We start from the raw sequence: 22,739 nt of genomic DNA, 5'->3' as shown, positions 1-22,739 counted from the left end.
AAAGCATTATAACCTTCACAGGGCAGCCCCTGTGCTTGCTGTTGTTTACCTATAGAATGATGCCAGGGCGAGCTGGTGTCAAGCGGCTTTAAAAAGTGTGGCTAAGTGGTTCGGAAATTTAACGTAAGTAAGAAAGCTTGATTTGCAAAAAGAGAGAATAAAAAGTAACCGCTGTCGGCGTTGATCGGGGGCGGTATTTTAATTGAATTTGTTCTTGGGGAGGCGGCAGCTACTGAAAAGCTAACTTTCAAAGAGTCATAAGCCGCATCAAATCGATTCGCCGAGTGTTGGGATAGGAGTTTGTTGCTTGATCACGAAGTAAAATAGGAAGAGGCATTTTACGCGAGCGGCAGGCGGGGAAGGAAATGAGCGGCAGATGGGAAAAGGCGTAGTTGGGGCGTTTAGGCCGGTGAGCATGGCGACGTTTGTTAAGGATGCGAGGCTATATGCGGAGTACCGTCCGTGTCCAGAATTGGCGCAGGCGGTGCAAAGTTACTGGCTCTCGCCCGCACTCGGCTGGGATACCGACCTGCGCGTTGCTGCGACGCGCGAGGAAGTCATCATTCCCGACGGCTGCATGGATATCATTTGCGAAATTGACAGGGAGACGAAAGAGCAGCATTGCTTCGTTGTCGGCACGATGTCGCAGGCGATCCGAACCGTGCCGGATTTTACGAAACAGATATACGCGATTCGCTTCCTCCCGGCAGGGCTTTATCCGCTGCTCCGGCAATCGCTGCGGCCTTTCAGCAATCAAGTGCTGGGACTGGCGCTTGTCGACAAGGCGCTGGAAAAGGAATTGCTTTCGACTTTCCACGTACCGCGCTGCATAAGCGAAACCTGCCGGGCGCTCGACCGTTTGCTTTTGCGGCGCTTAGCTAAAAGCACGTCAAACGCGGTGCTGCTCAATGCGCTGGACAGCGTCGTCGGGGCGCGCGGTTTGGCGACGGTCAGCGCGACCGCGCGGGAACAATGCGTAAGCGAGCGCCAGCTGAACCGCCTCTTTCGTGAACGGGTCGGCGTGTCGCCGAAGGAATTTGCGAGGATCATCCGTTTTCAGGCTGCGGTGCGGCAAATGCAGAGCGGCGAAGCGTTGGACTGGGCGGCGCTGGCGCTGGAGAGCGGCTATCATGACCAGTCGCATTTCATCAATGAATTCAAAACGTTCACCGGCAGCACGCCGACACAGTTTCTTTAGGCTGCACGATGTCCGATTTTTGCAATACAAGCGCGCTTGCTTGCTTTACAATGCAAGTAAGGAAATGTGAAAGGGTGAAGTGAAGATGGAAAGTTTGACGCCGAATCTGATGGTTGCCAATGTGAATGAAACGGTGGCGTTTTACCGCGATACGCTAGGCTTTACGCTCTTGATGTCGGTGCCGGAGACGGGCACGTTCAACTGGGCGATGGTGCAATGCGGCAAAGTGGAGCTGATGTTTCAGGAACGGAAAAACCTGATCGCCGAATATCCGATGCTAAAAGAACAACAATCGGGCGGCGCTTTGACGCTGTATATCAAGGTAAATGACGTGGAAAGCTGGTATGAACGCCTAAACGGAAAGGTCAAGATTGTAGCCGAGCTGCATAAGACGTTTTACGGTACGAACGAATTCTCGATCCAGGACTGCAACGGTTTCATCCTGACAATCTCTAAAGAATAAACGAGCGTTAATGCGGGGATTCGATTCCTTCCAGGCGCACCACTTAAAAACTAGTAACGGCAAGGCTTTGGAAAGTTCCAACCTTGCCGTTTTTGTGTGTTTTTTTAGTGATTTGTATGCCGTTTGTATGTAACGACGCTTTCTTGTGAGTGTAAGAAGAGGGAAATAGTGATTTTATGGCAGTCGGCAGCTTTGCTTGAAGCGTAGATTTCAGAAGTGCTTCTGGAAGGATAGGCAGCTGCGCGCTGAGCATTCCAGCTATATGACAGTTTTTGAATTTCAGTTCATTCATTGCTTTTGCAAATTCAACTTGTTAATGGTGAGATGAATCACTGCCTTTAGCTCTTTCCGCATCAGTGGTTTTACCTGAACATAGACTCGTCGGCCAGACATGGGCTTCACAGCCTGCAACCTCAGAAATTCCAGACGCATGCGCCATCCATGGCTTAGCGTCTGCGCGAAGCGTCCTGCTTCGCGTTTCAGAGGTTTTGTCTGTGAAACCCTGTCTGACTCTCCTCGTCCTAAGCGTTCCGGAAAAACCACTGACGCGGGGCTTGGGGGTGACGGGAGGACGTGAGGGACGAAATAAAGCATATTATTGAATAATGCATGCCTGACCCCAAAAATTCCTTTTCAGAACACGAAACCTTCGTTGTCTTAGTTATGAAAAAGCGCAGCGAAAAAGGCCTCAAAAATACAATTTGCTGTATCGGCATAAAATCCCGCGTGGCATAACAAAACGTAATCAGGAGAATTAAAACAGCCGAAGCAAACGAAAAAAGGCTTATGGAACGTTGTATGAAAAATTGCGAATATAAAAAATACATTTTTGATATAATGAAAGAAAAATATAATAAACGGAGGTGTTTTTGTGAATGGGATAAAGACGTCATTGGTAGCGGCAATGCTATTTTTATTGATTAACCCGGTTGTTTTAGCCGCCGATATTAAATTGGAGCTGAAGGAAATCGATTGGGAATTAAAGAATGGTTTTTCGACTCGCGTTTGGAGTTATAACGGTAGTGTTCCGGGAACTCCAATCATCGTAACTGTCGGCGAACGGGTAATCATCGAAGGAATCAACCATTTACCAGTCGCAACGAATATTCATTGGCACGGATTAATATTGCCGAATGATCAGGATGGCCCAAGTCGCACGATTGCAGCAGGAGCGCCCTTTCGTTATGATTTTATAGTAAAAGAAGCGGGCACTTATTGGTACCATTCGCATTACCGACCTGTGCTAACACAGGTTGATATGGGGTTGTATGCTCCTTTTATCGTAAAAGCGCCAGGTGATGAGAAATATAGTGGCGATCATACGCTGATTTTAGATGATTGGTATTTAGATTCGACGGGAAAACGATTGCCAGGAACGGCGCGAGGAGATATGGAGAGGTATGGCAACATTGAAACAGTGAATGGAAAAACTGCCGACGGAATTCCGCCAATTATTGTTCGGCCGGGTGAATTGCACAAGTTACGGCTGATTAATGCCTCAACGGCAGCGTATCACACACTTCGGTTGGACGGTCATCGATTTCGGGTAACGCATACAGACGGACATGCTTTGTCCAAACCGTATATAACGGAATCAGTCAGTTTGGTTCCGGGTGAACGTATCGATGCAGAAATTGCCGCTACAGGAGAAGTTGGACAAACTTATCGATTATCTAATGAGCGTCCTGAATTGGGCATGACAGTGCTCTTTAAATATGAAGGTGAGGCAGTTGTACCGCCGATTTCATCGCCATTCGTAGCTCCTTCATCACGGGAATTTCCAGGTATAGACAATAAATCGCCGGATTTTCTGCTAGAACTGAATTCAAGCGGGAAAATGAATGAAGTGACGAAAAACGCCATGCCGGGCGTGCAACACCAAGGCCACGACATGCAGCCAGGCGGCGAAATGGGGGATATGCAGTGGACGATCAACGGCAAGACATTTCCTGACACGGAGCCGTTAAAAGTACAGGTAGGGGAAGTCGTGAAGGTGCGTTTCTGGAATAAAGACACACGAGGAATGCATCCGATGGATCACCCGATCCATGTTCATGGTGCGAAATTCCAAGTGGTTTCTCAAAATGGGCAAAAGCCTGAGCGTGAGATGTGGAAAGATACGATAAACGTGCCGGCGGGTCAGTACGTGGATGTAGCTTTTGTAATGGAGGAAAAGGGAGAATGGATGCTTCATTGTCACATCTTGGATCATGAGGATGGCGGAATGATGACATTGATTATTGCGCGACCTGATAAGTAAGCCATACTTGCTTTACTTAACAAACAAAAAGCCGCAAGTTAGATTGACTATAGGGAAATAAACAGCAGAACCTTCTAATGCAAGAAGGTTCTGCTGCTATATCGGACACATTCTATTGATGTTTGCTATGATCGACCGCTTGTTGTTCTTGTTGCTGTTGCTGATGTTTACTATGGTCGACCGGTTGTTGGGATGAATCAGTCGGATGTTGTTTGTCCATCATATCTTTCATCATAGACATCATCATGTTTTTCATTTCAGGTGACTGCATCATATCTTTCATCATGGACATCATCATAGGTTTCATTTCAGGTGACTGCATCATATCCTTCATCATGGACATCATCATAGGTTTCATTTCGGGTGACTGCATCATATCTTTCATCATAGACATCATTTTGTCCTTATCCATCATTGGACAATTGGTAGATTGCACTGTCTGGGATGCGGCGTAAACTGGCGCGGGGTAAATGATCAGGGCCCCAATGAACAATGTCGCCAATAAGATGGGTAGGGTTCCTTTGAATAAGTGAATTCTCATTTGGTATATACCTCCCTTATATTATGATCTTTATTCATCTACTTCTGTGAAATAATGGAAAACCCTTCCAGGTTTGTTGTTTTTCGCATTGCTGATGATTTTAAATACGTAAGGCTTTGAGTTGTTTTGAAAATTGACTTGTTAAGAAGAAGCGCGGGGACAGTTCTCTCCGCTTTGGTCTATGAAAAGGAAAGGCAGCAAATAATAAAAATGAGGTAAGCGAATGTGAATCCGTTTACCTCATTTTGTATTATTTGTGAAGCAAAGAAAGTTCCCAATGCAGCGGCGAAAGAAAAAATCAGATTTTCTTCCCGATATAGAACACATAGCCGTAATACTGCTTATATTGTAAGTATAGCTCTGCTTCGCGTCGCATGAAGGCGACCAGATCTTCGGCGGCCTTATTCCCGGCATGGGTTTGCAGGAAGTCTGCGTGTCTTGCTTTTTGCGGCAGGAAGTAATTGTCGAGCCAACAACTTTCCGGCAGCGTGAAGGCGGCGACCGGGACATAGCCGGTCTTTTGCAGGATCGCGATATTATCTGCGATCGTGGCGATTTCAGGAACGGCGTCCAGCCACCACTGCTCGATTTCGGCGGGGCGTTCATTGGTAAACCAGGATTCATAGGTTACTGCGATATAGCCGTTTTTCTTGAGAAAGCCGTGCCAGTGCTGCAAACCTTTTGCAAAACCGATACTGCCGATCGCGCCCTCAGACCAGATAAGATCGAACTCTTCTTTTTGAAACGGCAAAGCATCCATAGAGCCGACGATGCCTTTCACTCGGTCCTGCAGACCGCGTGTTGCGGCTGTTGCATTGAGTTTATCAATCGAGCCTGCGTAAAGGTCGAGCGCGGTGATGCTGGCGGCGGTATTTTGCGCCAGCACCATCGTCTGAAAGCCGGTGCCGCAGCCGAGGTCGGCAATCTTTGCGTCGCTTGCAAGCGTACCGACAAAACGTAAGGCCCGGATGGTTTCTTCGGCGCTGCCGGGCCCCTGCCGTTCAAGTTCGGCGAAGAATTCATTGATCAGTGTGAAATCAAATCCGTTGCTTTGCATTTCTTCCATGGTTCATCCTCCTTAGCGTCTAAGCGTTTTCTTGTTTTTCATGGGCGGAGTTCTTTTCGATAAAGCGTTCGATGTGCGACGCCAACAGTTTGGCGGCCTCTTTCTTGTCAGGCATCGTATCGGAGAGGAGCAGCAAAAAATAAAACGGCGCATAAAACTCAAGTGCAAGCTGTTTCGAATCGCTTTCGCTCCAAAGGCCTTGCTGCATCATTTCACGGAACAAATCCTCCATATAGCTGAGCGGCCCGCTGACCAGGCATTTTTGATGCAGCGCCATGATCTCCGGATTTCTGTATTGTTCCAGCGTCAACATTTTGCGAAAATCAATCGCGAATTCGTCTTCAGTCAAAAAATGAAACTGCGCTTCGATGAAAAGCCTGATTTTATCCACTGCCGTATGGCGATAGGCCGCGGGTGACTGATCGAAGGTTTCTTCCGGCACTTCATACTCTTTCGCTCGTTCGCTGTCAATCTGATAGATGCGCGCCACAATGTGGTCAAAGATATCCCTCTTATTTTTATAGTGTTTGTATAGAGCCCCTTTGGTCATCCCCAGTTCTCCGGCGATCGCGCTGACCGAGACTGCTTCGTACCCATCGCGCGCAAACAAGCGAAGCGCGGTATGCAAAATATTTTCTTTTGTGTCCGCCATCAAAAGTCTCCTCTTCAGTAAACGGTCGTTCACTCTTATTTTAGTCAACGATCGTTTACTTGTCAATAAGCTTTGCATATGAAGCGCGATCAATAAGTGGCAGAAGCATTAAGAAACTTAAAAAAAGATCGGAAGAAGAAGCGGGTGCCATATAATGAAAGGAGCAGTGTCTTCGGATGTTCCGGCTTTTGGGAAGATGGCGAAGGCGGAGTTATATTTATATGGAAGGGAAGATGGCAATGAAAAAGGTAAGGCTGCTGGTTTTGCTTTGTATCGTCATGCTTATGTCGTCCGGCGTCGCGTTTTGCGGTGCGTGGAAGGTCAGTGAAGAAGGAGCGAAGATCTGGGATCATTCGCCGCAGCAAAATGCGAAGGTATTCTGGTCCGGCGGACGTGACGCGGAAGGCTTCGGAACGGGGCTGGGCGTTCTTCAGTGGCAGGAGAACGGTAGTGTGGCAGAGCGTTATGAAGGCGAGTTGCTGAAAGGGAAAACTCATGGAAAAGGAAAACTGTTCTACGGGAACAAGGATGTGTACGAAGGCGAATTCCGTGATGCGTTTCCGAACGGGCGGGGCCGCTATCAATGGGCCAACGGTGCATCATACGAAGGCGATTTTGTAAATGGAAAATTGGAAGGGCAAGGGACGTTGCGATACGTTGACGGCAGAACGTACCGCGGCGATTTTCTAAACGGCAAGCGGCATGGACAGGGGACGCTGTCTGCGGCCAATGGGGATGTGATCTGGACGGGACAATGGGAGTACGGCACACAGAAAAGCGATATCGGACACTTTGCCAAGCCGGAGGAAATCGTCGGTTATTGGGAGCTGGTACAATGGCCGGAAGCGTTAAAGCGGATCAACAAGGTCGATCCGTGGCCTGCGACGCCGTATCAGTATTTTGTCTTCTATGCCGACGGAAAAGCGGCTTCGATCATGTCAACGTTAGAACGGAAAACGACGCGCAGTGACCTTGATGAATCGAATAAGGTTCTGCGCGGCGCGATGTCCTATGAATACAAAGAGGGAATCATGCTTATCAGGAATGCGCAGATTCCAGGTTATCAGGAAAAATGGGGCGTAAATATTATCGAAAAGAAGTTTCAGGCTGCCGGTGTGGATCATTTGCCAGGGGATATGCTGATGTCGCTCGAAGATGGCACGGGGAAAGTTGTTTATTACAGACACCTGCGCCGCATGCCATGATAAGGTAAGTTGCACTAGCCTGCAGTAAATTGTCGGGCCTAAGAGAGGATTTGGATCAATTGCGATTTGCTGGCTTAATTAGCTATCAGGATGGTGTGTGGGAAGTCGTCAGTGAGTATAAGATACAAGAGTAAGGGCTTGCCTTGCTTGATTAAACAAAAGAACCGCCTCCGGCTTTGGCCGGGGGCGGTTTATCAGTTTGTTGCGCTCTTCGGCGGCTGCGTTTGTCAGCCTTTGGCGTGTTATAACGATCGAATCTAAAGGGACGCTTTAGCTTTTTATTTTCATCTTTTTTTCAGTTTGCTTCGTTATATTATAACCAAATCAAGAATGAAAGGATGATTTTAAATGTCCAATAAGCGAAAAGCAATCGTCATTGGTCTGGCGAGCGTCACTTTCTTTACCGGGTGCATCGCCGGAATCACGCAGGCGGAGCAAAATAAAAAGCCCGCCCCCAAAGCACAACTCCCGCAACCGGAAATACCGGCTACGTCTGATGCTGCGGCAGCGAAGCAACTCCCGGGGCTGCCAGCGACGCCTCCGGCGAGCGATATGCCGGCTGCCGTTCTCCCGCCGACGAAGCCGACGGAAACAGCGGCCGCGACTGCGGCTCCGACGCAAGCGGCAGTGCAGCCGACGCCGGAGCCGACACCGCAGCCGACACCGCAGCCGACACCGCAGCCGACACCGCAGCCGGCAGCGTCAAACAGCGCCGCGGTGTTGATGCCGGTCGCGCCCAACCCCACCCCGGCCGCGCCGACAGCGCCTGCGGTCACTGCAAAATCTAAGACCACCAAGACAAGAGCGTCATAAGCGGAGGGAAGAAGGATGAATACCTTTCATGCCATGAACACCGATTTTCTGCTGGCCGGTCTGACGCAGACAAAAGCAGCGGCTGTTCAAATATCCATTCAAGAGGCGCAGCATAGGTTCAGCCGTTTTGAAGCAGAGAGTGAAATTTCGCGCATTAACCGGCACAGTGGCCAGTGGCTTACGGTTTCTGAATTGACATTTCAATTGTTGCAGGCTGCCATCGATGCGTATGAGGAAACGGACGGCTTGTTTCATCCGTTTCTGGGCGAGATGATGCAGCAAATTGGTTATGATCGAAGTTTTGAGCATTTGAACGCGCCGCCGGACTGGGGGACGTTTCGCAGCGCACGCGTTGCCGTAGCGCCGACTGCCGACTGCCCGTTGTCCGTCTATCTGGAACTGGAGGAAAAAAACTCGCAGGTTCGTTTAACGCCGGGCGTTTCCCTCGATCTTGGCGGCATCGCCAAAGGCTGGATTGCCCAGCAGAATTGTGACCGACTTCAACTGGAAGGGGTAAGCAGCGGCTTGATCGACGCCGGAGGTGACGTCGTTTTATGGGGGCGACATCCGCAGCATACACTTTGGGGAGTCGGCGTGGCCTCGCCCGGCAGCTCCGGCAGCGATATTGCTGCATTGTGGTGCGAGGGAACGACCGCGATCGCCACCAGCAGCATCGTCAAGCGACGTTGGCGAACGCGGACAAACAAAGACCAACATCATATCATCGATCCGCGCAGCCAGGGCCCGGCAGATTCGGATTTGCTGCAGGTGACGGTTTTAGCCCGCGATCTTATCAGCGCGGAACAGTATGCCAAGTGTTTGCTGATTCTGGGATCGCAAACGGGTTTCGCCTGGTTGCAGCGAAAAAAGCCTACGCTCGCTTTTATCGCGGTTCGCAGCGACGGGCGCGTAATCAGCAGCGATAACTTACACTGGTATTGTTCGGAATGGGAGGTGCAATCGAATGCTAACGTTATCTGACGTTGCGGCTGCCTTTTCCACCTGGCACATTGCCCGGGCAGCTGGACTGACTGCATATTTGCTGCTGTTTACGGTTACTGCCAGCGGTCTTTTGCAGAGCCTGCGCCTCATCGACGCAAAGCATCGCCCCCGTTTGGCCAGACTTCACCAAAAATCACTGTATTCATTGCTGCTGTTTACTTTGTTGCACGCTTTGATTCTCTTGTTTGACAAACACGTGTCTTTTTCTCTGGCGGACGTTCTTATTCCGTATTGGTCAGATGCCTATTCCTGGCCGCTGGCGCTGGGCATTCTGGCTTTTTATGCCCTGCTGACTATCGCAATCACCACTGTTCCGGCTATAATAAAACTATCCGGGGCAAAACTGTGGCGGTATGCTCACTATCTGGCTTTCCCCGCTTATTGGCTGGCCCTGTATCACGGCTTTACGCTGGGTTCGGACAGCGGCAACAAATTTGTTTTGGCTCTCTATGCGGTTACCGGCGGTCTGACCGCTTGCCTGACTTTACTCCGAATCGGATACTCTTTGAAAAAGAGGGGCTATTATGATGCAGATACTGCTCGTGGAAGATGATCAACGGCTGGGAAAACTGGTCAAACATATGCTGGAACACGAAGGCTATCGCGTCAAGTGGGCGATACGGGGCGATGAGGCGCTTGCTCTGGCCTCAGACTTTGTCTATGACGTTATCATTCTGGACTGGATGATACCTGTACTGGAAGGGGCGGCGCTCTGCCGACAGCTGCGCGAACAACGTTATCAAAAACCGATTCTGATGCTGACGGCCAAAGACGCCGTTGCTGACCGCGTATCCGGCTTGGATGCTGGCGCAGACGACTATCTGGTAAAGCCTTTCGAGTTCAGCGAATTGTTCGCTCGCATCAGGGCGTTGACCCGGCGCGGCGAAACGCCGCTTCAGGAGGAAATCGTCAGTCGGGGGCCGTTGACCTTGAACCGGAGCGCACGGACTGTCGAATGCAACGGACGGCAAGTACAGCTTACGGCTCGCGAATTCCAACTTCTCGATTTTCTGGTGCAAAACTCCGGGCAGGTACTGCCGCGCGAAGTGATTCTCGACCGGATCTGGGGACTGGGCAGCGAGGTCTCCGACAATAATCTGGATGCCTATATTCGTCTGTTGCGAAAAAAAATCGATGAGCCGGGCGGTGCAACTTTGATTCAGACCGTTCGCGGCATCGGCTACAAGGTGGAGATATAATGTTTAGCCGCATTCGCAACCAGCTGACCTTGCTGTATACTCTGCTTACCGCCTGTTCATTGCTGGGCTTCGCGCTGTTGTTCTATTTCGGATTATCCTCGCTGCTGTTACGCGAAGAGGAGCAGGCTACTATCGAACTCGCCAAACGTCAATTGCTTGTCTATCACGAGTTGTTGGAAAAGGCCGAGCATTCGCGTTCGGAGGCTAAGGGCAAACGTTCCCCGCTTGTTACCGTGAGCGGCGACAATTTTTATTATCTTCTAACGAAGGACGGTCAATTGCTGGGCGGCAACGAACCCGTTCCATCCCTGCGCGCCGACATTTTGGCGCGAGCGGCCAGCCAACTGCCTGGCCGCGCCGAGAGCGTGAAATTTTCCCTGGAGGATGGGCGGGAACTTTCGCTGATGTTGGCCAGCGTGCCGGTCAATAGTGAAGAGCGTGTTTCCGGGCAGCTTATTATGGCCAAAGATTTGTCTGCTTATGCGCACTTTCAGCGTCTGTTGCTGCAGAGTTTGAGCGCGGCGTCGCTGGTTTTCTTGCTGGTTGCCGCTCTGGCAGGCCATGTCGCCGCCGGGCGGGCGTTAATACCAATCCGCAAATCCTTCGCTGCGCAGCGGCAGTTCGTTGCTGACGCATCGCACGAATTGCGCACGCCGCTCAGCGTCATCCAGGCCTCTCTGGACGTGTTGGAGCAGGAGGAGGGCAGCCGTATTTCCGGCCTGTCCCAGCAAATCCTAGCGGATGCCAAAGATGAAGTCCGTCGCATGAGTCGTTTGGTCGGCGACCTGCTTACGCTGGCCCGTGCGGATTCCGGTGCGCTGGAAATTCTGAGAACGGAGTTTGCTTTGCGTCCCGTGGCTGAGCATGTGATACGCTCTTTGCAGCATATCGCGCGCCCCAAAGACATCGCACTGGTTCTGGATGCACCGTCAGAGATGCTGATTCACGCCGATCGGGATCGACTGTCTCAGCTGTTTTTTCTGCTGCTTGACAATGGCATCAAGTATACGCCGCCGGGCGGTTGCGTCACGCTGTCAATCGCCGCGGCTGCAGACAAAAAAACTCCGGGCATAAGCATCGTGGTTCGGGACACCGGCAGTGGCATTGCCGCCGCTGACCTGCCGCTTATTTTCGAAAGATTTTACCGTGCCGATAAGACACGTTCCCGCGTCGACGGCGGTTTTGGCCTAGGGCTTCCGATTGCCCGCTGGATTGTCGAGGCTCACGGCGGAGAAATTGAAGTGGCTTCTCGGCCGGACGGCGGTACTGCATTTAATATTTTTCTGCCGCTATGAGAGATGTTTCGCGGCTATCATAAAAAAGCGCGGGGCGCTTCTGCTAGAATACAATGCTTGCAAGTTTTAGAAAGTGGCTGCTGCTTAAACGAAAAGAACCGCCTCCGGCTTTGGCCGGGGGCGGTTTGTCAGTTTTTTGCGCTCTTCGGAGGCGGCAATTCGGCGCGTACCTGCGTGATCAGAGGTGTCGCGGCGAGAGAGAAAGAAGTGCTGTCCGCGATTGCGCTGCGGAATTGTTGTTCGTTGGCGGCGTTTGGCGCATCGATCCAGTCGATCGCGGCCGAGGCCGCTTCGCTGCGACGTTCGGCGGCGCTGGCCATTTTACGCGCAGCGTCATAAAGCTTGTCTTGCTGTTCTTTGCTCAGCTGTCTTGGCGGGACGTAGCGCGAGAATTCGAGACTGTTTTGCGCCAGGCGGCTGCGCAGCAGTTTCAGTCGGCTATGGGCAAGGGCGCGGCTGATCTCGCCGCTGGAAAGTTGCTCGAAGGTCTGATCCCAAGCCGCGGCGGACGCCTGATAAATGTCGAGTTGCGTGTCCAATTCCTGCAGCAAGGAGGGCTCTGTCTTCGGCGACTCGGCTTCCTGCGCGGCTGCCGTAGCGCTGGCACTCGACTGCGCGGTCGAAGAAGCCGAGTGCCAATCGACGATGCGCCAGCCGACCGCGAAGAGGAATAAGGCGGCGACTGCGATGATAAGGCGCTTGGAGCGAGCGCTCGGTTTGGCCGGTTCGGGCGACGACGTGAGCGAGGTCGCAGCGACCTCACGTGCGGCATAGACCGCGCTCGACGCATGCAGTTCGCGCGGCCCATGCTGCGCGCGCCGCTTGCGTGAAGGGCGTGCATTGCGAGCGCTACGGGAGCTGCGCGACGTGCGCTTGACCGGAGTGTTTCGTGCGGGTTTTGGCTTAGCAATACGTTCTTTGCCTTCGATATGTCCGTGGAGCCTGCCGCAGTTGCACTGGAGCGTGGTTTTAAGTCTATAGCCTTCAGCCGTTTCGGAGAGTTGATGCCAGTACGCTTTTAGGAGGCTACCGCACCGTTCACATTCGCCGCTGATGTATAACGACTGTTCTTTGCAAAATATCACATCATCACGTCCTTGAAATCACTATCATTGTAAGTGTACCATAGCTAAGCGGAAATTTCTTGCCAGCCAAGAAAAATGAGCAGTAAGATAAGAGTGATATCTTTTTATCGTCTTAAATACGCAAAGAGATAAATGGCCGAATACGAAATGAAAAGCAGGGAGGATCTTAAAATGAAAGACAAAGAATCTTCGAGCGACTTATTACGTTATTACCGGGAAGAACTGAAATGGAATCCGCCGTTCGCAGAGGCGATGGGGAAATATACGCCCAAGGCGTTGGAAGGGTATCTTGGAATGCGCCAAGCGGTGAATGAGGGCGCTCTGCCGCGCAAGACAGTTGAGCTGCTCTTTACGATACTGGATAGTCTGGACGATGAAACAGCCGGGGCGAAGGCGCATGCGATCGCGGCGATTGACGCGGGCTTGACGGTGCAGGAGCTGGTCGAGGCGTTTAACATCGTGACGATTGTCAAAGGGATTAATGTCATGTGCAAAAGCGGTGTTGCTGCGATCGAGGCGGCAGAAGAGCACAGTCGCAAAAATACGGAAGCGGAAAGCGTATAAAGTGAAGTCGAAGCGCTTAGAAGTTTTTTGGAAGAGCAAATTGTCTGTCATACGATTCTATGATTGTTTGAAAAACAGCCTTCGTGTTAAAATGCCGCTATAGAGTCGATGCACAGGAGGGACTGCGATGCGATATTATATTGTCGATGCTTTTAGCGACAAGGTATTTGAAGGGAACCCGGCTGCGGTGTGCGTGATGGAAGAGTGGTTGCCGGATGGGGTAATGCAGAAAATAGCAATGGAGAACAATCTTTCGGAAACGGCTTTTGCTGTAAAAGAGGGAAGTCGTTATCACTTGCGCTGGTTTACGCCAAGTGAGGAAATTGATTTGTGCGGTCACGCTACGCTGGCGACTGCTTATATCATCACGAATTTCGTCGAACCGGATGCAACAAGCGTTCAGTTCGATACGCTGAGCGGTGTGTTAAGCGTAAGAAAAGAGGCTGACCTGTACGAACTCGATTTTCCGAGCTACGAGTTAAAACCAGTGGCTGTTACCGATGCAATGGCGGAAGCGCTGCACTTCCGTCCGCTGGAGGCTTATGTAGGACGCGACTTGCTCTGCGTCATGGAAAATGAGCGGCAGGTCATGGATGCAAATCCCGATTCCAATAAATTACTCGAGTTAGAGGGACTGTTGGTTCACATGACGGCAAAAGGGACGGAATTTGACTGCGTGTCGCGCAGCTTTGCCCCGAAGCTTGGCGTGAAAGAAGATCCAGTCTGCGGCTCTGGGCACTGCCATATCATACCTTTCTGGTCTAAGCGATTGAACAAGCGCAAGCTGGTCGCGCGTCAAGCGTCAGCGCGCGGGGGGACGCTTTATTGCGAGGATAAAGGGGACAGAGTGGCTTTGCGCGGTCATGCGGTTTTATACGCGATGGGTGAAATGAAAATCTGAGGAAAGAGTTAAATGATAGAAAGCAAGACTTTAGCAAAATGAAAAGTACAGCGGATGGCGGCAATCTTCTGTCTAATGGCAGGAGGTTGTCTTTTTTTCTGGAATAACTAAAACTGTCGGCAATGTGAGAGCGGACGGTGAGTAATGAGCGGGAATGAGGGTGACTATGACGCATAGAATTGGCATAATCGGGCCAGGACCGTCGATTGAACGAATATTGTCGGTTGCTCAAGTGGTGGATGTCGCGGGCATTGAATTTGTGCCTTTTCCGTATGAAGATGAATGTGAAATCGCCTCTATTTTGCAGAAAAACAAAGGACTGGTGCGTGGCTGGCTTTTTTCCGGGCCTGTGACGTATTTGATTGCCAAGGATCACTTGGCGGCGGATGATGCGGTAGATTATTGCAAGTCGCTGGGCGCAGGATTCTATATGGCTTGTCTCCAGGTTGCCCATCGGCATGGTGGGATATTGCGGCGATTTTCGGTGGATGTGTTTGAAGGCGCGATGGATATTGAAAATATGCTGGAAGAAAGCGGGCTGGGCTGGGATGAAGTCTATATCAAGAAATATGCGCAACATTATGATGCTGAAGAAGTAAATCGTTTTCATCTTCAGTTATGGGAAGCGGGAAAAATTGACGGCGTCGTTACGCCGCTGCGAAGCGTGTTTTATCATTTGCAGCGCCAAGGCGTACCGGTCTATCATCTTACGCTAACAAAACAGGAAATTCAGCAGTCGTTACAAATGATTGTTGAAAAGGTGCGCTCTTCTTATTTTAAAAATACGCAAGTGGCCTCGATCTTGTTAGAAATCGGACGTTATGACGAAGTTGCTGCAAAATCGAAAACGCCGTATGCCTTGCAGTATGCCGAACTAAAGTTGAAGCAGGTACTATTGCCCTTTTGCCAGAAAGTCGACGGCTATCTATTGGAAAAAGGGCTGGGCGTCTATGAAATCTTCAGTTCGCGCGGCGCAGTGGAGCAGGAGCTTGCGATGCTGCGTGCGGTAATTGATGAAATGGCCGAGGTTCTGGCGTTTGATGTTCCCATTGCAGCGGGAATCGGGTTTGCCGGAACCGTTTTTGCCGCGGAAATCAACGCCAATCGTGGTTTGCATAATGCACGGGGCAGCGAGGCGAGGCAAATTATCATTGTTCAGGATGACGGCGTTATTGTCGAAGCTATGGAAGAACAGAGCGTTCGCTATGATTATCAGAGCAATGATGAAGCGTTGCTAGCCAAACTCCATCAAGCTGAAGTTGGCATCAAGACGTATCGTAAAATCGAAAGTACAATCCGTCGGCTTGGCTGGTTACGTTTTACGGTCTCCCAATTGGCAGCGCAGTTGTCGGTGACGGAGCGCAATGTCAGGCGTATCGTATCAGGTCTGCAGAATGTGGGCCTGATCGAAGTTGAAGGTGAGGAAGCTGCGCCTTCGCGCGGAAGACCCAGCAAAATCTATCGACTCCCAGGTTAAAGCAGTTGCTGTGAAAGGAAACTTTTACAGCAACTGCTTTTTAATGACAAAAGTTCTTTTCGACAAGACGTGTCGTGTAAAGATGACGCAAAAACGATTGACAAAGATGCGGTTGGCCCATATTATTTAATTGTGGAAAAGTTCCATTAGTGTTCACTAAATAATAAAAGGAGGCTAGTCGAACGAGTCGGGTGTGAATGCGAAAAATTGAAATAGCTGACAGGAGGAAAAAGGAATGGATTTTTTTCGTAAAATAAAACTACATCTATTTGTATTGTTAATTGTTGTTGCTGCGGAAAAAATTGGCATGATCAAGTATGGTCTACTGATTTTGTTGCCGCTATTGCATGCGATGGTTTTGGGCGGCGTGGTGAGTTATCCGCGGCTTAATCTGTTGACGCGGTCGCAAATGGAGAGGGCGGCGGCTATTTTGCCGATGGCGATGATGTTGCTGTTGGTGAAGATCGGTCTTGATATCGGGCCGAATATTTCGATGCTGCTGCATTCCAAAGGTGCGTTGCTGCTCCAGGAAATAGGCCATTTCTTAGGAACGGTATTGCTGGGCTTGCCGATTGCCGTCTTGCTGAACATGGGGCGCGAAGCGGTCGGAGCGACCTATTCAATTGCTCGGGAACCGAACATTGCCATTATTGCGGAAAAATATGGACTTGATTCGCCGGAAGGGCGCGGCGTTATGGCGATGTATGTGTGCGGTACGCTGTTCGGCGCGGTTTGGATGGCGGTTTTGGCTGGCGCGGTTGCAAAGCTTGATTTGTTTCATCCCTATGCGTTGGCCATGGGGGCGGGAATCGGCAGCGGCAGCATGATGGCCGCTTCGGTGGGCTCTATTATTGCGATATATCCTGAACAGGAGCAGCAAATCAGAGCGTATGCCGGTGCTGCTAATTTGATGTCGACGATATTGGGCATCTATGTAAGCCTGTTCCTGTCGTTGCCGATTGCCAATCGGCTATATGTTTTGCTGAATAAACTGGCGGGGCGCAAAGCTGCTGGTCGGGAGGTAGCATGATGAACAAGTTGATGGATTTGGCGGGAACATTTTTGCTGACGGGACTCTTTGTAGCGCTGGCCAATTGGATCGGCTATAAGATCGACTGGGCCAGTTCGCTAGTTGGCGTTGCTGTCATTATTGGACTGGGGCTTATCGGCGCGATCCTAAGTCAGTTGCCGGTTTTGAAAAGATTGCCGATGGTGTTTTGGGTCTCAATTGTCGCGGTTATTGCTTCATTGCCGGTTTTTCCCGGCAGTGCCTGGATCATCGATGTGACGAAGAAGGTACAGTTCTTGGCGATTGCAACGCCGATTCTGGCGTATGCCGGTTTGTCGTTGGGCAAGGATATGGAATTGTTTAAAAAATTGTCATGGCGCATCGTTCCGGTCGCGCTGGCGGTGTGTGCGGGGACGTTCCTCTTTGCCACGCTGATTGCACAATTTACGCTGCGTTGGGAAGGAGTAATCAAGTAAGCCGGAGAATGGATGACGGACTGGGGAGGTAAAAATGACAAAAGAAGAATTGAAAAGCAAGGTCTGTCAAGCGATTGCAGACAGACGCAGTGATATCATGCAATTACGGAACGCAATTTATCAGGAACCGGAGCTTGGCTTTAAAGAGACAAAAACAGCCGCTAAGGTAGCGGCGTTGTTTCGCAGTCTTGGGATTGCGCATGAAACGGGCTTAGCGGTCACTGGCGTAAAGGGACGCTTGAAGGGGAGGCAGTCGAAGCAGACGGTTGCGGTGCTCGGCGAAATGGATGCAGTGATTTGCGCGGGGCATCCGGATGCCGATCCGTTGACCGGCGCGGCCCATTGCTGCGGCCATGATGCGCAGATTGCGGCGATGGCGGCTGTGGCGATGGGACTGATCGACAGCGGTGCGATGGAGCAGTTGGCTGGCGATGTGGTGTTCTTTGCGGTGCCGGCGGAGGAATATGTTGAAATCACCTATCGTGATAAACTGCGCAAGGCTGGGTCGATCAAATATTTGGGCGGCAAAGCGGAATTGATTCGTCTTGGGGCTTTTGACGATATTGATATGGCGCTGCAGATCCATTTGGCTACTAAGCCGGAGGGAGACAGTTTTGTCAGACTCGGCAGCACCAGCAATGGATTTATCGGAAAATTAGTCCATTATCAAGGCCGGGCCGCGCATGCGGCGATGGCGCCGGAGGAAGGGATCAATGCGCTGAATGCGGCGATGCTTGGCATCATGGGCGTTCATGCGCAACGGGAAACTTTTCGTGAACAGGACTATGTCCGGTTTCATCCGATTATTACGCAGGGCGGCGATTTGGTCAATGTGGTTCCCGATGATGTGCGGATGGAAAGTTATGTCCGAGCGGCCAATGTGTCGGCTCTGCTGACAAGTAATACGAAAATAAACCGTGCGCTGCAGGCGGGTGCCGATGCGGTCGGAGCCGAAGTGAAAATTCAAGATTTGCCGGGCTATCTGCCGCTATGCAATAATTCGGCGTTAAATGCAGTGTTTCGTGAAAACGCCGCGCTACTGTATGGAGCAGAACAGGTGAACGTGGGACCGCACGAAGCCGGCAGCACCGATACTGGCGATCTTTCGCACATCATGCCGACGATTCATCCGTGGATTGGTTGTGTGCATGGCGCGCTGCACAGCGCGGATTATTGCGTGGCCGATGTGGAGGCGGGTTATATCAAGACGGCGCAGGCGATGGCGCTGACGGTGATTGATTTGCTGTATGGCGAAGGTGAAACCGCGCAGGACATTATTGCTGCCGACAAACCGCTGCTGACAAAGGCAGAGTATCTGAAATTCTTGGATTCGTTTAGCAGCGACGCATAGCAAGTTCATATTGGGGGCTGTCTCAAGGCAGGAAGTAAAAAGCCTGATTGAGGCAGCCCCTTAAAAGTTTTGTTTTACACGACTAATTCGCAACTGTGGGGATGAAAAGTTGTTGTATAAGAGGAACAGAGAAAGATTACGATAGTTTAAAAGGCTTCCTACAGGTCGATGCTTATCGGATGCACCTGAAAGTGACAAGGTTTTAGAGCGCAAAAAGACATTCATCTATCCGCTGAGCGATGGTAAATTAAAAAGGATTTGGAAACGGTTTCTTGAAGTTAGTCTTTATGTGTTTATGAGGGAGGTCAGTCAAGTGAAAGAAAAGCAATTCAGTCTTACGGCAATGATGTGCGCCTATCTTCGTGCCGCCCATGCCAAGCATGGCGAACCCAAGATTTTTGACGATTTTCTGGCGGAGCAATTGATTCCGGAGGAGAATCGCTTGCGCATTGAAGAAGGCTTGATCCAGTATCTTCAACTAAAAGCGCCGGAACATAGTGCGGCCTTTCCTGACAAGGCGACCGCTCTGAAGCGGATAACAGAAACGATGAACAGCCGCTCTAATCTTTTAGGGCGCTCACGCTATACGGAAGATGCTCTTGAAGCTGCGGTAAAGGAAGGGACGCGGCAGTATGTAATCCTTGGGGCGGGACTGGATACGTTCGCTTTTCGTCGTCGGGATATGTTGGACAAACTTCGCGTATTTGAGCTTGATCATCCGGCTACGCAATGTTTCAAAACAGATCGTATTGCGGAACTAGGCTGGGCTGTTCCAGAACAACTGAATTTTATTTCAATGGATTTTACGCAAGAAGATCTGGCAGTTGTGCTGAAAGAATCTTCGTATGATCCAAAGGTTAAAAGTTTTTTTAGTTGGCTTGGCGTCACCATGTACTTGACCCGTGAGGACGTATTCAAGACGCTGCGTGCGATTGCCGACATTGTTCCGTCGGGCAGCGCAATCGTTTTTGATTATTTTGATCTGGATATATTTGATCCGCAAAAAGTAGATTTGCAAATGCAGGAAGAGATGGCGCGAGCACAACAGGCAGGTGAACCCATGCAAACGGCCCTTGATCCATCGACACTAGCTGCTGATCTTGCAAGTGCAGGCTTTCGACTTCAGGAAGATTTGGATCAGGCAGATATCCAAAAACGTTATTCGCAAGGCCGTAAGTATGCTCATATTGTGCAAGCGTGGGTAGAATAGCAGAATAATCGAAGGCAAAGTAATCGCGGCAAATAAGCCGTAACGCTGAAGCAGCGAGAGACTGAGCTCGATTCAAAGCGGCAGCAGGCGTCAGAGCGGAGCGGTCAGAAAGGGAAAAACGGATGAGTAAAGAGCGGCTTTTGAGAAAGAGTGACGACAGCGACATGCTGTTTCAGGCATTGGATTCCGTGCAGGAAGGGATCACGATGATCGATAAGGAGGGATACATCCGCTACGCAAACCGGGCGGCCTATACGATTATGGGCGCTAAGCGAGAGGACGTGCTCCACCAAAAGGTGGATCGATTGACGAAGGGCACGCCGTTGCTGGTTAAGATTCTCGAAAAAAAGAAACCGATTATTGATATCGAGTATTTTCTCGATTTTAAGGGGAAGACCGTCCATTTGATCAATTCGGGTTATCCGGTCACGGACGAGAGCGGAGAAATCATTGGAGCCATCGATATCTTTCGCGGCATGCAACGCTCTTTAAAATTAGCCGATACGATTGCGGGTTATTCGGCTCTTTTTACGTTTGACCAGATTATCGGAAACAGCGCGAAAATCAAGAGCGTCGTTAAGCTGGCTAAAGCATATTCCAGAAATAACGAAAACGTGTTGATTGTAGGCGAGAGCGGTACGGGGAAAGAGCTGTTTGCGCAGTCCATCCACAATCACAGCAAACGAGCGGGAGCGCCGTTCATTGCACTAAACTGCGCGAATTTCCCAAACGATCTGATCGACAGCGAGTTGTTCGGCTATGAAGAAGGCGCTTTTACCGGCGCTTCAAAAAAAGGGAAAATGGGCAAGTTCGAAGCGGCTGACGGCGGCACTCTGTTTCTGGATGAAATCGGAGAAATGCCTATCCACCTGCAGGCAAAATTGCTGCGGGTGATTGAAACTCTTAGCATCAGCCGAATTGGAAGTTCCAAACCGGTTCATGTCGATGTGAAAATTATTGCCGCTACGAACAGAGATCTGGAAGAGCGGATTCGCGAAGGGCATTTCAGAAAGGATCTTTATTATCGCTTGAAGGTACTCTATCTGGATATCCCGCCGCTGCGGGAACGTGAGAGCGATATTATTCTTTTGGCCGATCATTTTGTAAAAAAACTGAGGCAAAAGATTCACAGCGATGTCATGGGCCTTGATGAAACGGCAAAGCGGTTGCTAGTCGAACATACTTGGCCCGGCAATGTGAGGGAATTAGAAAATGTTATCACACGCGCTTTGGTCATTTGTGAAGGAGAATATATTACGGAAGCGGTTCTGAAGCTGGCCGGTTTGCAGCAACCATGCAAGCGGCTTTGTGCTCCAGTGCAATTGGATGCCAGTCAAGTGCAGGACGTGCTGCAACGCCTAGGCGGGAATAAGAAGAAGACCGCTGAGGCGTTAGGGATTTCGCGGCCGACGCTTTACAAACTTCTGAAACGAAAATAATTATGCCGATGCTTGCTAGCGGAGCCTGTGTAAAAAGAGTTACATGTAAACCGTTTTACACATGAGTGCCGATGCTGCTGAGTTCTTGCGCGGTAAGAGCTTGCAGCGAAGGAGTAGGGCGGAAATTAAAAACAGAAGAACGGTTTGTGTAAATATATTTACACAAACCGTTCTTCTGTTTTCTGCAAGTAGCTTTGTGCAGCCCTTTAAATTCGCCGCTTAATGGCGGTTGCAACGCTTTGGCGCGCTTTTTGCTAAAGGGATAAGCAGTTATTCGATTGGAGGAATTTGATGAACGCAAAATATGCTGTGAAGTCCCATTTGATGAATTATCAACGTGCCAGTTACGTTTCTGAGGAAGAAACGGTCGGTACAGCGCAAGGCATGCTGGATTGCGCCTATGGCACAAACCCATACGGATATTCCGATAAAGTGGCTTGGGTGCGGGAGATTTTTTCGCAAGAGCTGAACCAGTACCCGCAATATCCGTACGCCGAGGCGCGGCGACATATCGCCGCGTTCTGGAAAGCGGAGGCCGATATTAGTATGGAAGCCATTCGCCTTGGCTGTGGATCGATGGGCATCCTCAGTACCATAAACAAGATGCTGGTTGCAGAGAAGACCGCTGTGTTAGGGTATGCGCCGCAATTTACGGAGTATATCTCAGAAGTCCAATGCCTTGGCGGAGAGTACGCTTACGTTCGGTTGCGCCGGGAACGCAATTTCAGATTTGATGCGGATGCGTTCATGGCGCGTATGAAGCAGAGGACGCAACTAATTTATATAGACAACCCGAACAATCCCACCGGTCAGATTCTGCCGTTGTCCGAAATACGGGCGATTGTTGAAAAAGCCGAAGGCATGGGCTGCTGCGTCATTGTCGATGAGGCGTATGGCGATTTTATGGACAAAAGCAATTCGGCGGTTCGGTTAGTGGATGCCTTCGAAAATTTGTTCGTCGTGCGATCTTTTTCCAAAGGCTTTGGTCTTGCCGGAATGCGTCTCGGCTATTTGGTCTGCAGCAAAACGCTGATGCCGTATTACAAAAAAGTCGACACGCCATTCGCTGTTTCCGACCTTGGCTGCCGAATCCTGCAAAGCGCGCTAGACGATACTGCCTTTATCGAGGATTCCGTAAATAAAATTCGAAGAGCGAAAACCAGACTTCAGAACGGTTGCAAGAAAATCAAGGCGTGGCATACGCACAGCTCTGTTCCGATTCTGGTCTTGGAGCATCCGGATGAAAGCGTCGATCTTCAACGCCTCTTTCTGAAAAACAACGTAATTACAGAAGCCGGCAAGGATTTTATCGGTGTAGGGAAAAATGCGGTGCGTTTGAGGATTCCTAGTGATATCGAAAAATTGCTTCAAGTCGTTGAATCGATTGAACGAGGATAGATAGAAAACTTCCTGTTTTGACTTGGCAAAAATTGACAGTGTAAATTTATTTATGCTACGATGGGGATGGCCTGATTTGCTTCAATATTCGATATTGCGCTATTGTTCATGTCTTTTTAAAGTGACCTTTGCACC

At 50.3% G+C, this 22,739-nt stretch carries 23 protein-coding genes; 18 read left to right on the top strand and 5 right to left on the bottom strand.

The features are described 5' to 3' along the window. Nucleotides 1-376 precede the first annotated feature (376 nt). The 3 genes from QTL79_RS01155 to QTL79_RS01145 all read left to right on the top strand — a co-directional run bounded on the left by QTL79_RS01155 (nucleotide 377) and on the right by QTL79_RS01145 (nucleotide 3,921). Nucleotides 377-1,198: a helix-turn-helix domain-containing protein gene (locus QTL79_RS01155; RefSeq protein ID WP_346353094.1), complete on the top strand. Its 822-nt coding sequence runs from the start codon at nucleotides 377-379 to the stop codon at nucleotides 1,196-1,198. A gap of 85 nt (nucleotides 1,199-1,283) precedes the next feature. Next, nucleotides 1,284-1,661 (top strand): VOC family protein, encoded by a 378-nt coding sequence (locus QTL79_RS01150; RefSeq protein WP_346353093.1) that lies wholly within the window; start codon nucleotides 1,284-1,286, stop codon nucleotides 1,659-1,661. Between the two features lie 871 nt (nucleotides 1,662-2,532). Further along, the gene (locus tag QTL79_RS01145) at nucleotides 2,533-3,921 is read left to right on the top strand and encodes a multicopper oxidase family protein (RefSeq protein WP_346353092.1); all 1,389 of its coding nucleotides are present in this window, start codon (nucleotides 2,533-2,535) and stop codon (nucleotides 3,919-3,921) included. A gap of 112 nt (nucleotides 3,922-4,033) precedes the next feature. Here QTL79_RS01145 and QTL79_RS01140 read toward each other — a convergent pair whose 3' ends face one another. The 3 genes from QTL79_RS01140 to QTL79_RS01130 all read right to left on the bottom strand — a co-directional run bounded on the left by QTL79_RS01140 (nucleotide 4,034) and on the right by QTL79_RS01130 (nucleotide 6,180). Next, nucleotides 4,034-4,462, bottom strand: a complete 429-nt coding sequence (locus tag QTL79_RS01140; protein WP_346353091.1) for a hypothetical protein — start codon at nucleotides 4,460-4,462, stop codon at nucleotides 4,034-4,036. A 298-nt stretch (nucleotides 4,463-4,760) separates the two neighbouring features. Continuing rightward, nucleotides 4,761-5,528, bottom strand: coding sequence for a class I SAM-dependent methyltransferase (locus QTL79_RS01135; protein ID WP_346353090.1), 768 nt, complete (start codon nucleotides 5,526-5,528; stop codon nucleotides 4,761-4,763). Between the two features lie 19 nt (nucleotides 5,529-5,547). Further along, nucleotides 5,548-6,180: a TetR/AcrR family transcriptional regulator gene (locus QTL79_RS01130; protein ID WP_346353089.1), complete on the bottom strand. Its 633-nt coding sequence runs from the start codon at nucleotides 6,178-6,180 to the stop codon at nucleotides 5,548-5,550. 221 nt (nucleotides 6,181-6,401) lie between these two features. On the opposite strand from QTL79_RS01130, the gene QTL79_RS01125 reads away from it, so the two are divergent. Next, nucleotides 6,402-7,385 (top strand): MORN repeat-containing protein, encoded by a 984-nt coding sequence (locus QTL79_RS01125; RefSeq protein WP_346353088.1) that lies wholly within the window; start codon nucleotides 6,402-6,404, stop codon nucleotides 7,383-7,385. A 344-nt stretch (nucleotides 7,386-7,729) separates the two neighbouring features. Here QTL79_RS01125 and QTL79_RS01120 read toward each other — a convergent pair whose 3' ends face one another. Then, nucleotides 7,730-8,182 (bottom strand): hypothetical protein, encoded by a 453-nt coding sequence (locus tag QTL79_RS01120; RefSeq protein ID WP_346353087.1) that lies wholly within the window; start codon nucleotides 8,180-8,182, stop codon nucleotides 7,730-7,732. A gap of 31 nt (nucleotides 8,183-8,213) precedes the next feature. Here QTL79_RS01120 and QTL79_RS01115 point away from each other — a divergent pair, with 31 nt between their 5' ends. Genes QTL79_RS01115 through QTL79_RS01100 form a run of 4 tightly spaced genes read left to right on the top strand, consistent with a single transcriptional unit; the run spans nucleotide 8,214 to nucleotide 11,694 of the window. Then, nucleotides 8,214-9,179, top strand: a complete 966-nt coding sequence (locus tag QTL79_RS01115; RefSeq protein ID WP_346353086.1) for an FAD:protein FMN transferase — start codon at nucleotides 8,214-8,216, stop codon at nucleotides 9,177-9,179. Next, nucleotides 9,163-9,753 carry a ferric reductase-like transmembrane domain-containing protein gene (locus tag QTL79_RS01110; RefSeq protein WP_346353085.1) on the top strand — a complete coding sequence of 197 codons (591 nt, stop codon included), beginning with the start codon at nucleotides 9,163-9,165 and terminating at the stop codon, nucleotides 9,751-9,753. Before QTL79_RS01115 ends, QTL79_RS01110 begins: the two co-directional genes overlap by 17 nt. Further along, entirely contained in the window at nucleotides 9,728-10,399 is a 672-nt protein-coding gene (locus tag QTL79_RS01105; RefSeq protein WP_346353259.1) for a response regulator transcription factor, read from the top strand. Before QTL79_RS01110 ends, QTL79_RS01105 begins: the two co-directional genes overlap by 26 nt. After that, nucleotides 10,399-11,694 (top strand): sensor histidine kinase, encoded by a 1,296-nt coding sequence (locus tag QTL79_RS01100; protein ID WP_346353084.1) that lies wholly within the window; start codon nucleotides 10,399-10,401, stop codon nucleotides 11,692-11,694. The genes QTL79_RS01105 and QTL79_RS01100 overlap by 1 nt, the downstream gene beginning before the upstream one ends. Nucleotides 11,695-11,822: 128 nt before the next feature. Here the strand turns inward: QTL79_RS01100 and QTL79_RS01095 are convergent, their stop codons facing one another. After that, nucleotides 11,823-12,245, bottom strand: coding sequence for a hypothetical protein (locus QTL79_RS01095; protein WP_346353083.1), 423 nt, complete (start codon nucleotides 12,243-12,245; stop codon nucleotides 11,823-11,825). Between QTL79_RS01095 and QTL79_RS01090 the strand changes: the two genes are divergently transcribed. The 10 genes from QTL79_RS01090 (at nucleotide 12,214) to QTL79_RS01045 (ending at nucleotide 22,604) form a co-directional block, all read left to right on the top strand. Further along, complete coding sequence (locus QTL79_RS01090) at nucleotides 12,214-12,468, top strand: hypothetical protein (protein WP_346353082.1); 255 nt, start codon at nucleotides 12,214-12,216, stop codon at nucleotides 12,466-12,468. The two genes, QTL79_RS01095 and QTL79_RS01090, sit on opposite strands and share 32 nt — an antisense overlap. A gap of 482 nt (nucleotides 12,469-12,950) precedes the next feature. Next, the gene (locus QTL79_RS01085; RefSeq protein ID WP_346353081.1) at nucleotides 12,951-13,343 is read left to right on the top strand and encodes a carboxymuconolactone decarboxylase family protein; all 393 of its coding nucleotides are present in this window, start codon (nucleotides 12,951-12,953) and stop codon (nucleotides 13,341-13,343) included. A 127-nt stretch (nucleotides 13,344-13,470) separates the two neighbouring features. After that, the gene (locus tag QTL79_RS01080; RefSeq protein ID WP_346353080.1) at nucleotides 13,471-14,244 is read left to right on the top strand and encodes a PhzF family phenazine biosynthesis protein; all 774 of its coding nucleotides are present in this window, start codon (nucleotides 13,471-13,473) and stop codon (nucleotides 14,242-14,244) included. Between the two features lie 166 nt (nucleotides 14,245-14,410). Beyond that, nucleotides 14,411-15,721: a helix-turn-helix domain-containing protein gene (locus tag QTL79_RS01075; protein WP_346353079.1), complete on the top strand. Its 1,311-nt coding sequence runs from the start codon at nucleotides 14,411-14,413 to the stop codon at nucleotides 15,719-15,721. Between the two features lie 235 nt (nucleotides 15,722-15,956). After that, nucleotides 15,957-16,751, top strand: a complete 795-nt coding sequence (locus QTL79_RS01070) for a DUF3100 domain-containing protein (RefSeq protein ID WP_346353078.1) — start codon at nucleotides 15,957-15,959, stop codon at nucleotides 16,749-16,751. Next, nucleotides 16,748-17,206, top strand: coding sequence for a hypothetical protein (locus QTL79_RS01065; RefSeq protein ID WP_346353077.1), 459 nt, complete (start codon nucleotides 16,748-16,750; stop codon nucleotides 17,204-17,206). The genes QTL79_RS01070 and QTL79_RS01065 overlap by 4 nt, the downstream gene beginning before the upstream one ends. Before the next feature lie 34 nt (nucleotides 17,207-17,240). Continuing rightward, nucleotides 17,241-18,557, top strand: a complete 1,317-nt coding sequence (locus tag QTL79_RS01060; RefSeq protein WP_346353076.1) for an amidohydrolase — start codon at nucleotides 17,241-17,243, stop codon at nucleotides 18,555-18,557. Nucleotides 18,558-18,870: 313 nt separating this feature from the next. Further along, entirely contained in the window at nucleotides 18,871-19,767 is an 897-nt protein-coding gene (locus QTL79_RS01055) for a class I SAM-dependent methyltransferase (RefSeq protein ID WP_346353075.1), read from the top strand. Nucleotides 19,768-19,889: 122 nt separating this feature from the next. Then, a complete protein-coding gene (locus QTL79_RS01050; RefSeq protein WP_346353074.1) occupies nucleotides 19,890-21,206 on the top strand; it encodes a sigma-54 interaction domain-containing protein in 1,317 nt (438 codons plus the stop codon). Nucleotides 21,207-21,497: 291 nt separating this feature from the next. Then, nucleotides 21,498-22,604 carry a pyridoxal phosphate-dependent aminotransferase gene (locus tag QTL79_RS01045; RefSeq protein ID WP_346353073.1) on the top strand — a complete coding sequence of 369 codons (1,107 nt, stop codon included), beginning with the start codon at nucleotides 21,498-21,500 and terminating at the stop codon, nucleotides 22,602-22,604. Nucleotides 22,605-22,739: the final 135 nt, after the last annotated feature.

Origin of the sequence: Azotosporobacter soli, assembly GCF_030542965.1 — a bacterium.
GTDB classification, from domain to species: Bacteria; Bacillota; Negativicutes; order SG130; family SG130; genus Azotosporobacter; species Azotosporobacter soli.
This window is presented reverse-complemented; position numbering and strand designations above follow the sequence as displayed.

Coding starts and splice junctions, on each gene's coding strand:
- QTL79_RS01155 (WP_346353094.1), top strand. CDS start 377: ATGGGAAAAGGCGTAGTTGGGGCGTTTAGGCCGGTGAGCATGGCGACG.
- QTL79_RS01150 (WP_346353093.1), top strand. CDS start 1,284: ATGGAAAGTTTGACGCCGAATCTGATGGTTGCCAATGTGAATGAAACG.
- QTL79_RS01140 (WP_346353091.1), bottom strand. CDS start 4,462: ATGAGAATTCACTTATTCAAAGGAACCCTACCCATCTTATTGGCGACA.
- QTL79_RS01135 (WP_346353090.1), bottom strand. CDS start 5,528: ATGGAAGAAATGCAAAGCAACGGATTTGATTTCACACTGATCAATGAA.
- QTL79_RS01130 (WP_346353089.1), bottom strand. CDS start 6,180: ATGGCGGACACAAAAGAAAATATTTTGCATACCGCGCTTCGCTTGTTT.
- QTL79_RS01125 (WP_346353088.1), top strand. CDS start 6,402: ATGGAAGGGAAGATGGCAATGAAAAAGGTAAGGCTGCTGGTTTTGCTT.
- QTL79_RS01115 (WP_346353086.1), top strand. CDS start 8,214: ATGAATACCTTTCATGCCATGAACACCGATTTTCTGCTGGCCGGTCTG.
- QTL79_RS01110 (WP_346353085.1), top strand. CDS start 9,163: ATGCTAACGTTATCTGACGTTGCGGCTGCCTTTTCCACCTGGCACATT.
- QTL79_RS01105 (WP_346353259.1), top strand. CDS start 9,728: ATGCAGATACTGCTCGTGGAAGATGATCAACGGCTGGGAAAACTGGTC.
- QTL79_RS01100 (WP_346353084.1), top strand. CDS start 10,399: ATGTTTAGCCGCATTCGCAACCAGCTGACCTTGCTGTATACTCTGCTT.
- QTL79_RS01090 (WP_346353082.1), top strand. CDS start 12,214: ATGTCGAGTTGCGTGTCCAATTCCTGCAGCAAGGAGGGCTCTGTCTTC.
- QTL79_RS01085 (WP_346353081.1), top strand. CDS start 12,951: ATGAAAGACAAAGAATCTTCGAGCGACTTATTACGTTATTACCGGGAA.
- QTL79_RS01080 (WP_346353080.1), top strand. CDS start 13,471: ATGCGATATTATATTGTCGATGCTTTTAGCGACAAGGTATTTGAAGGG.
- QTL79_RS01075 (WP_346353079.1), top strand. CDS start 14,411: ATGACGCATAGAATTGGCATAATCGGGCCAGGACCGTCGATTGAACGA.
- QTL79_RS01070 (WP_346353078.1), top strand. CDS start 15,957: ATGGATTTTTTTCGTAAAATAAAACTACATCTATTTGTATTGTTAATT.
- QTL79_RS01065 (WP_346353077.1), top strand. CDS start 16,748: ATGATGAACAAGTTGATGGATTTGGCGGGAACATTTTTGCTGACGGGA.
- QTL79_RS01060 (WP_346353076.1), top strand. CDS start 17,241: ATGACAAAAGAAGAATTGAAAAGCAAGGTCTGTCAAGCGATTGCAGAC.
- QTL79_RS01050 (WP_346353074.1), top strand. CDS start 19,890: ATGAGTAAAGAGCGGCTTTTGAGAAAGAGTGACGACAGCGACATGCTG.
- QTL79_RS01045 (WP_346353073.1), top strand. CDS start 21,498: ATGAACGCAAAATATGCTGTGAAGTCCCATTTGATGAATTATCAACGT.